Below are 8,870 nucleotides of genomic sequence, written 5' to 3' on the forward strand. Positions count from 1 at the left end.
TATGAAAACCCTCTTTTCTATCCGAGGATTTATTCCCTATCTCATCATACTCCTATTCAACGCCACTGTTGATATAGGACACAAGATCACTATTCAGAATGTTCTTCTTAAAAGTTATGAGGGCGAAACACTTATCGTCCTTACAGCGCTGATCAACGCGATGATCCTTTTGCCTTTTATCTTGCTCTTTTCACCTTCCGGCTACCTCTCTGACCGCTATGCCAAGACCAAGGTCATCCGTTATGCAGCACTAAGTAGCATTGTGGTGGCACTATTCATCACTTTCTCTTATTCTCAAGGATGGTTTGTGATCGCTTTTGCTTTGACCTTTCTGCTTGCGATCCAAAGTGCAATCTATTCCCCTGCCAAGTATGGACTTATCAAAGAACTCGTCGGTATTGAGAATCTCGGTAGCGCCAATGGTATCATTCAGGCACTCACTATCGTCGCCATACTACTCAGTTCAATCCTCTTTTCAGTTATCTTTGAGCAGTACTATACAGGTGATAATACCCCTCACCTCATCCTCCAAAATATCGTGCCTATCGGGTGGATACTTGTAGTATTTACAATAATAGAAAGCTACTTCGCATTTAAACTTCCGATATTTGAACCTAACGAACTCAAAGAGAAATTTGAGCCCAAACGATACTTTAAGCTGGATTATCTCAGAAGAAACCTACGTCTTGTTCGATCCAATAGAAATATTTGGCTGAGTATCTTTGGATTGAGTATCTTTTGGGGAGTAGGTCAGTTGGTTATAGCCGCTTTTCCAGCCCACTATAAAGCCATGACGGGTGACGAAAATGCCATTATTATCCAAGCCATCCTTGCCGTGAGTGCTATTGGTATCGTCATCGGTTCACTCATCGCAGGGCGTATCTCCAAGCTCCATATAGAGGTGGGTATCATCCCTCTTGCAGCGATAGGTCTCTTTGCTTCTTTGCTTTCATTTGCATTTTCTTCTCAAGTTTTAACTATGGGACTATCCAGTATACTCTTTGGATTTTTTGGTGGGCTTTTCATCGTACCGCTCAATGCAACAATTCAGTTTTTTGCCAAAGAATCAGAGATGGGAATCGTACTTGCAGGTAACAACTTTGTCCAAACTTGTATTATGGTACTCTTCTTACTCCTCTCTATTGCCTTTGTCCAGCTTGGATTTGACAGTGTTTCACTCTTTTTAATGGGAGCATTCATTACACTTATTGGGTCATTTTATGCAATGCGTGAACTCCCTAACCTCTTTGGCCGTATCTTGATGTTTCCACTTTTACGTACAGGCTATAAGCTCTCAGTAAGAGGTCTAAGTCATCTACCTCAGCAAGGTGGTGTCCTTCTGCTTGGAAACCATATCAGTTGGATCGATTGGCTTGTCCTGCAGATCGCCTCTCCACGTACGATCAAATTTGTCATGGACAAGAACATTTACAACCGTTGGTATCTACGATGGTTTCTCAAAAATTTCAACATCATCCCCATCTCAAGTGCATCAAGTCGAGGGGCGATCGCCCAAATAAGAGAGAGACTTGACAATGGTGAAGTTGTTGCTCTTTTCCCGGAAGGAAGCATTAGCTACAATGGTCAGTTAGGTACCTTTAAAAAAGGATTTGAACTCGCTATCCGTGATAGTGATCACCCTGTTGTTCCGTTTTATCTTCATGGACTTTGGGGTTCTACATTTTCGCGTGCTGATGAACACTACAAGGCCATCAGCAAAGGAGCAAGCAAGAGGGAGATCTTCGTCTCTTTCGGTCAGCCTCTCACCGCCAATGCTACAGCACAACAGGTAAAACAAGCTGTCGCTACACTTGCATTTGAAACTTGGGAGGAATCAATAAAAAAACTCCAACCTCTCCAGTATCATTGGCTTACGCGTGCCAAAGCACAACTCCGCAGACGTTCTATCGTCGATACTTCAGGGCAGGACCTCAACAATGTATCGATGATCACTTCCGTGCTTCTCTTTATAAAAGCTCTCAAGATCCCCCTCAAAGAGCAAAACAATATCGGGGTATTACTGCCCTCTTCTGCAGTAGGATCTATCGTCAATATGGCACTACTCGTCCTTGGTAAACGCCCTGTCAATCTCAACTACACTCTCAATGACTATGATATGTCGGCAGCTATCTCCAAGGCAGAGATTCACACGGTCATCAGTTCGAAGAAATTTATGGAGAAACTCTCTGCTAAAGGGTTTGATTTTGCACAAACAGTTGAGGACAAAGTCATTACCGTAGAGAGCATCAAAGCCTCCTTTGGTAAAAGAGCCACAGTCATCTCTCTCCTCCAAGCCTGTCTCATGCCTGCATGGCTCATCAGAATGTGCTACTTTAAGTCTGTCTCTATAGAGGATGCCGCTATCATCCTCTTTAGCAATAGAAGCGAAGACACACCAAAATGTGTTGAACTTACGCACAAAAATCTTATGTCAAACATCAAGCAGGTCTCTGCATTGCTTAATTTCCAAGATCGCGATGTGATTCTCAACTCACTACCGATCTTCCACTCCTTTGGCTTAACGGTCACAACACTCTTGCCTCTCTGTGAGGGTATCACAATGGTCTGTGCCCCTGATCCGACAGATGCTGTAGCTATCGGTAAGCTTGCAGCCCGTTATCGTGCGACGATTATGTTTGGTACTTCAACCTTTTTCCATCTTTATGAGCAAAATAATAAACTTCACCCTCTGATGTTTGAGAACATCCGAATGGTTGTCGCAGGTGCTGAAACGCTCAATCATGAGATCAAGCAAGCATTTAAAGAAAAGTTTGCATTAGAGATCTTCGAGGGGTACGGCACTACCGAAACAGCTCCTGTTATCTCTGTCAACATGCCAGACCGCCTCGATATTGACACAATGCGCCCTATCATAGGTAACAAAGCTGGCAGTGTAGGTCAAGCCATCCCAGGGACCATCGTCAAGATCGTCGATCCTGATACTATGGAAGAACTACCTGTAGGTACCGATGGCCTCATCATCGTTGGTGGTTCACAAGTCATGCGTGGCTACCTAAACGACCCTGAAAAGACAGCAGAAGTCATCGTCGAGATAGACGATGTCCGCTACTACAAAACAGGAGATAAGGGTCATCTTGACGAAGATGGATTTATTTTTATAATCGACAGATATAGTCGCTTTTCCAAAGTTGGTGCTGATATGCTCAACCTTGGAAGCGTTGAAAAAACTGAAAAATAATAGTTGTACAATAATAAAAGGCACTTAAAGTAAATATCACATTAAATCATCCAATAGTTCCATCTATATATGACTAACCATTTAGATAAAATCCATTGGTTGGTCCAGATATAGAACACTATATTATTTAAATGTCATAACGGCATAACCATCATTCTGAAAACCAATAGTATCAATAAAACTATTCTGAGAGATTTGTATAAAAGGTAAAACTTCCTTCTCTTCAATGCCATTTGCATTTAACGATATAGCACAGACAATGATCTTCACCTTTTTGTCTTCTGCTAGACGTTTAATACTCTCCTGTGCCTTCTTAATATAGGGCATATCCTCATCAGGAACTATTTCATTATAAAGATTAGAAACCATAGGAACACATCCTCCATGAAGTGTAACAACAAACTTTGCTTTATCACCACGTTTTTCAATCATACTCATTGTTTTTTCTATCAAACTCATACGTGTCTTTATAAAACGCGCATTATCTGAACTACAGTCAAATACAGACTTATACTCTTGTGCCTGTACAAAACTCACTAAAATCGATATCATAATTATATATTTTTTCATTATACTTATTCTCCTCATTATATAGGTTACTCACTTTTCTTATTATCATCAGCAGGATCTTTGTAATCTATAGTTGGTATCAAAAATGCAACTGTCAACAATGTACCACTTACAATTAAAACAGTAAGTAACCCATGTCCTATAAAAAAATCATCTAATTTTATTTTGCCTAGATCTGGCCCTATGATCTGTTGAATATATGGATATCCAACAGTAAAAGTCAATCCACCGATCATTCCACCAACTACACCTACCAATGCATCAATACGACCTTCCGAAACTGAAACAAAAAATGCTGATGGACATTTACCTAAAATGACCAAGCCTATTCCAAATAAGATCGCACCTATGATGAGACCACCTAGCATTATTGGTTTAATATCAAAAGTTGCATATCCTGATTGAACTAGGAAATAAAAACCCACACTTGAAAGGGCAACTGTAGTCATAGCCATTCTAGGTACTAAAGTATCCTCAAATATCATAAATCCAGCCATTTTTTCAAACTTGTCAAGACGTGAATATAAAATAATAGCTCCAAAAGCAAATCCGATAAGAAGTACCTTTAAAATAGAGCCATGCTCTTGATCTGCTACAACATTGAACATATCAATAATACGATCAATCATATTGAATTCCTTATTTTTCTTTTATAAAAAAACCTACCGGTGATCATCCCGGTACCTAATGCTATTATGGCAAAGATCATGCCACTGATAGCGAGTTGACTCCCGCCAGATAATATATGTCCAGCATTACAACCTCCAGCCAATCTTGCTCCAAACACTAGAAGAAATCCAGCTATGAAACTCCAAACCATCCGTGAGGGGACAGAACTATTTTTTCGTTCTTTCCAAAGTGTAGGTATATAACTTATATGAAATGTCTTGGTAACAATTACGGACATAAAGAGTCCACCAAAAAACACTCCTATCAACATTACAGCTTCCCATGCACCTGATTTTTCTATGATTGCAGCATATTCATAATGTTCTGTATCTAGATCAAATATTAAATTTGCAAGGTATGACATACCAGTTGATGCACCTATAGGACGATCTGCACCCCATATAGAGAAAGTAAAATAAAATAATAAAGCCATTAAGAGGCCACCAAGCCACCAAGGTATTGTACGAGGCATAATTTATCCTTTTTAAAAAATTAATAAAAACGTCAAGTAGTACTTAACGTTTTTATTATAAGGCTATAATTCTTATATATACATTAAAACGTTAAGTTGTACTTAACGTTTTTTATATATACTTCTATTCACACTTATCAAGGAGAAGAAATATGAGAAAAATAATTGGAGTAGTTGCAATGTCACTACTAATATCAATCAGTATAACAACAAGTTCTATGGCAGGAGTTAAAAAAGGTCAACGCCTATATAAAAAGAATTTCTATAAAACATGTGGATTTTCAAGTGTAACGTTTGCTAGACATCATTTGCAAGCAGAGTGGGAAAATATTTATGACACTGGCAACTTTCCAAAAGAAGCAAAGAATATTTGTCCAAAACTCAATATAGAAACAATAGATAAAAAATGGTGGAAAGACATATATGAATATTCAGTTAAATATGCAAAAGATGGAGTTCCGCCTAATGGTTGTAATGATTAAAAAGAACAACCTAAATTTAGAAATAGTAGTATGACTCCTAAACCTTATAGTCTATTAGTCATAGCTGCTCATTATTCTTTTATGATGATGTTTTATTTTCCAAGTTTTGACTTTACTTGATCAAATTCTGTGTGTATCTCCTGTGATGTTTGCGGATATAGTTTACTATGTAATGTTATAGCCAGCCAAGCAAAGACAAAACCGGGAAGAAGTTCATAGATATCAAAGATCCCTCCTTCGAGCTGTTTCCACATGATCACAACAATACTACCTGTCACCATACCGGCCATGGCACCATATTTGCTGATGTTACGACTATACAGTGAAAGGATGATCAATGGTCCAAATGCCGCGCCAAAACCTGCCCATGCATAGGATACAAGCTTTAATACACTGGAGTTTTGATCAGTAGAGAGATACCATGCTATCACTGCAATGATAATGACTGTCATACGTCCTACCCAAACTAATTCCTTATTCGAAGCATTTTTTCTCAACAAAGCATGATAAATATCACGTGTCAGCACGGAAGAAGAGACAAGTAATTGTGAATCGATCGTACTCATAATGGCTGCAAGGATCGCTGCCAATAAAAATCCAGCGATCCAAGGATTAAACACCAGCTGAGAGAGTGTGATAAATATCTTTTCACTGTCTTGAAGGTCGATACCGTTCCCTATGACATACGCAAGACCAAAAAAACCAACGCTGAGTGAACCTATGATCGATAGGAACATCCAGCTCATACCGATGATTTTGGCACGATCCATCTCATCTTGATGACGAATCGACATAAATCGTACCAAAATATGAGGCTGACCAAAATAGCCAAGACCCCAAGCCAAAAGAGAAATGATAGTGATAACAGAACTACCACTGATAATATCCAAATGGGTAGGATCTGCTTTTCCAATTATGTGTAGGGCTTGTTCTACACCACCCAGTTCAAAAAGAACGACAATAGGAGTTATGATCAAAGCCAGCATCATTAAGATCCCCTGAACAAAATCAGTCCAACTTACTGCATTGTATCCACCTAAAAAGGTGTAAGAGACGATAATAATACTACCCACCCATAACGCAGTTGAGTACTCAAGGTTAAAGGTGGCTTCAAAAAGTTTAGCACCCCCAACTAGTCCTGATGATGTGTAGAGCGTATAAAAAAGTAAAATGACGACAGCCGTAATAATACGGAGCATATTGTTGTCATCTTTAAAGCGTTCTGAAAAATAGTCAGGTATGGTAATAGCATCATTCAGATGATGTGTATAGACACGAAGCGGTTTAGCGACATAATGCCAATTCATATAGGCACCGAGTAAAAGACCTAATGCTATCCAAGCACCAACCAAACCGTCTGTGTACATCATACCTGGAAGTCCAAGCAAGAGCCAACCACTCATGTCGGATGCACCGGCACTTAGTGCAGTCACTCCCGGTCCCAAACCACGACCACCAAGGACGTAGTCGCTTAGATTATTGGTCTGAAAGTAAAAGTAAAATCCGATTCCGACCATAACGGCCATATATGCTATAAATGATATTAGTACTGGTGTTTCCATATTATTCCCCTTGTTTTGATAGTATTCCTTTTTGACCCAGATTTCCATAGCGATGATAGCTGTCTGAAATACTTTGTTCTATAAAATAGTGCATCAGTTCAATACGACCATGTGATATAAATGGATCTGAAGCGATATAGAGTGCTTGATCTGCAACAGCTTCATAGATGCTTTCAGATACATTTTCCGGCTGCAAGAAACGGATACGCTCAACATCTGACATAGATTTAATCAGTGATGTTTCATCTTCTCTTACGATAACGTCACCATCGTTTTCTTCACCCATCAATAGGGCTGCTTTAACCTCAAGCCAAAGTAGCTCAGCACTCTCAAATGTTTCAGGTAATGATAGGTGCAGTTTTGCTCCAGCCATTTTAATAGCCATAATAGAAGGAAGTATTTGAGACAAATCATCATTCTCTTCCACACGTAAAAGTACACTCTTTACCGGTAAGTATCGAATAATATTGCTTTCACCACGTATACCCGCATAATCATGTTCATGTTTAAACTCCATATCTAACCATAGTGAGAAGTGACAGGCTTTTCTAAGTGAAAGTTCAATGGCATTATAATGTTCATTTTCATTGGACAAAAGTGTTTCAAGTTTATCGAGGTACTCCACAGAACAAGTCTCATAAATATTTGTTTCATCATAAGTGATATGCATAAACTGTGAGACATAGTTAAATCCGCCTGCTTTTTTACCGGAACCAATAGCAGACTTACGCATACCTCCAAAAGGCTGTCTGATTACAATTGCCCCTGTCGTAGAACGGTTGATATAGAGATTTCCTGCCAGTAATTTCTCTCTCCATATTTCTTGCTCACGTTTGTCAAGACTCTCCAGTCCAGAGGTGAGTCCATAACCTGTTGCATTGACGATCTCTATGGCATCATTAAGGTCATTGGCACACATGACACTCAGTACTGGTCCAAAAAGTTCTTTCATGTGACAGAAGTCACCCTTTTGTGTTCCCCATCTGATAGAGGGTTTGAGCATATAAGGGTTTTCATTGTCTGCATACGAGGGTGCAATAGCCCAAGTCTCATTTTTATCAAGATAGCTAAGTGATTTTTTTAAGTCATCAGCAGGTAAGTTCGCTAGTGTACCGATACGATTTTTAAAATCCCACACAGAACCAACTTCAAGTGACTGCGCTGCATCAATTAGTGCTCGTTTGAAGTTTTCATCTTCATAGACCTCTTTTTCAAGTACTAAAAGTGAAGTGGCTGAACATTTTTGACCAGAGTTGCTAAATGCTGAAGTTATCACATTCTTTACTGCCTGATCACGGTCTGCCATTGCTGTTACGATAGTTGCATCCTTCCCCCCGGTTTCTGCACTTAGCGCAATGCTTGGTCTTGCTTTTATCATATTGTATGCTGTTTGATCGCCCCCGGTAAAAATGACAAAGTCGATGTCCGGATTTGAGACAAGGTGTTTGCCTACCAGAGAACCACCTGTTGGCACAAATTGAAGTGTGTTTTTACTTACACCGGCATCCCAGAAACATTGACAAATTCTATATCCGCATAATATAGCATCTGAAGAGGGTTTGAGAATAACGGTATTACCTGCTGCCAATGCAGCAGCCAGACCACCTGCCGGAATAGCAATAGGGAAATTCCAGGGGCTGATAACCAGTCCAACCCCTTTAGCTTCAATATGTACACCGCTTAAATTGGATATTCTATCAACGCTGTAGGGGTAAAAATTCAGAAAATCAATAGCTTCAGATACTTCTACGTCTGTCTCCGTAAATACTTTCCCCACTTCAGCAGCCGCAATACCAATAAGATCTGCTCTTGCTTTTCTAAATTCATCTGCGACATTCATTAAAATATTTTGACGGCTTTTAACATCCAGATCTCTCCATCCATCCGGATCTTCTTTTGCTGTTTGACGTGCCAGT

Annotated in this window: 7 protein-coding genes; 2 read left to right on the top strand and 5 right to left on the bottom strand. The window is 39.6% G+C overall.

Features of this window, described 5'->3' with window-relative positions; genetic code table 11:
• Position 1 precedes the first annotated feature (1 nt).
• Positions 2–3,199 (top strand): acyl-[ACP]--phospholipid O-acyltransferase, encoded by a 3,198-nt coding sequence (locus ABYK33_RS02040; protein ID WP_373031241.1) that lies wholly within the window; start codon positions 2–4, stop codon positions 3,197–3,199.
• 123 nt (positions 3,200–3,322) lie between these two features.
• Here the strand turns inward: ABYK33_RS02040 and ABYK33_RS02045 are convergent, their stop codons facing one another.
• Genes ABYK33_RS02045 through ABYK33_RS02055 form a run of 3 tightly spaced genes read right to left on the bottom strand, consistent with a single transcriptional unit; the run spans position 3,323 to position 4,910 of the window.
• A complete protein-coding gene (locus ABYK33_RS02045; protein ID WP_373031242.1) occupies positions 3,323–3,769 on the bottom strand; it encodes a DsrE family protein in 447 nt (148 codons plus the stop codon).
• Between the two features lie 26 nt (positions 3,770–3,795).
• A complete protein-coding gene (locus ABYK33_RS02050; RefSeq protein ID WP_373031244.1) occupies positions 3,796–4,398 on the bottom strand; it encodes a YeeE/YedE thiosulfate transporter family protein in 603 nt (200 codons plus the stop codon).
• Positions 4,395–4,910 (bottom strand): YeeE/YedE thiosulfate transporter family protein, encoded by a 516-nt coding sequence (locus ABYK33_RS02055; protein ID WP_373031245.1) that lies wholly within the window; start codon positions 4,908–4,910, stop codon positions 4,395–4,397. The genes ABYK33_RS02050 and ABYK33_RS02055 overlap by 4 nt, the downstream gene beginning before the upstream one ends.
• A gap of 152 nt (positions 4,911–5,062) precedes the next feature.
• On the opposite strand from ABYK33_RS02055, the gene ABYK33_RS02060 reads away from it, so the two are divergent.
• Positions 5,063–5,392, top strand: a complete 330-nt coding sequence (locus ABYK33_RS02060; protein ID WP_373031246.1) for a hypothetical protein — start codon at positions 5,063–5,065, stop codon at positions 5,390–5,392.
• Between the two features lie 92 nt (positions 5,393–5,484).
• On the opposite strand, the gene putP is transcribed toward ABYK33_RS02060, so the two are convergent.
• Positions 5,485–6,954 (bottom strand): sodium/proline symporter PutP, encoded by a 1,470-nt coding sequence (gene putP / locus ABYK33_RS02065; RefSeq protein ID WP_373031247.1) that lies wholly within the window; start codon positions 6,952–6,954, stop codon positions 5,485–5,487.
• Between the two features lies 1 nt (position 6,955).
• Positions 6,956–8,870, bottom strand: a 1,915-nt coding sequence (locus ABYK33_RS02070; protein WP_373031248.1) for an aldehyde dehydrogenase family protein, incomplete at its 5' end; no start/stop codon positions are given.

The organism is Sulfurovum sp. (assembly GCF_041562805.1).
Lineage (GTDB): Bacteria > Campylobacterota > Campylobacteria > Campylobacterales > Sulfurovaceae > Sulfurovum.

Coding starts and splice junctions, on each gene's coding strand:
- ABYK33_RS02050 (WP_373031244.1), bottom strand. CDS start 4,398: ATGATTGATCGTATTATTGATATGTTCAATGTTGTAGCAGATCAAGAG.
- ABYK33_RS02045 (WP_373031242.1), bottom strand. CDS start 3,769: ATGAAAAAATATATAATTATGATATCGATTTTAGTGAGTTTTGTACAG.
- ABYK33_RS02060 (WP_373031246.1), top strand. CDS start 5,063: ATGAGAAAAATAATTGGAGTAGTTGCAATGTCACTACTAATATCAATC.
- ABYK33_RS02040 (WP_373031241.1), top strand. CDS start 2: ATGAAAACCCTCTTTTCTATCCGAGGATTTATTCCCTATCTCATCATA.
- putP (WP_373031247.1), bottom strand. CDS start 6,954: ATGGAAACACCAGTACTAATATCATTTATAGCATATATGGCCGTTATG.
- ABYK33_RS02055 (WP_373031245.1), bottom strand. CDS start 4,910: ATGCCTCGTACAATACCTTGGTGGCTTGGTGGCCTCTTAATGGCTTTA.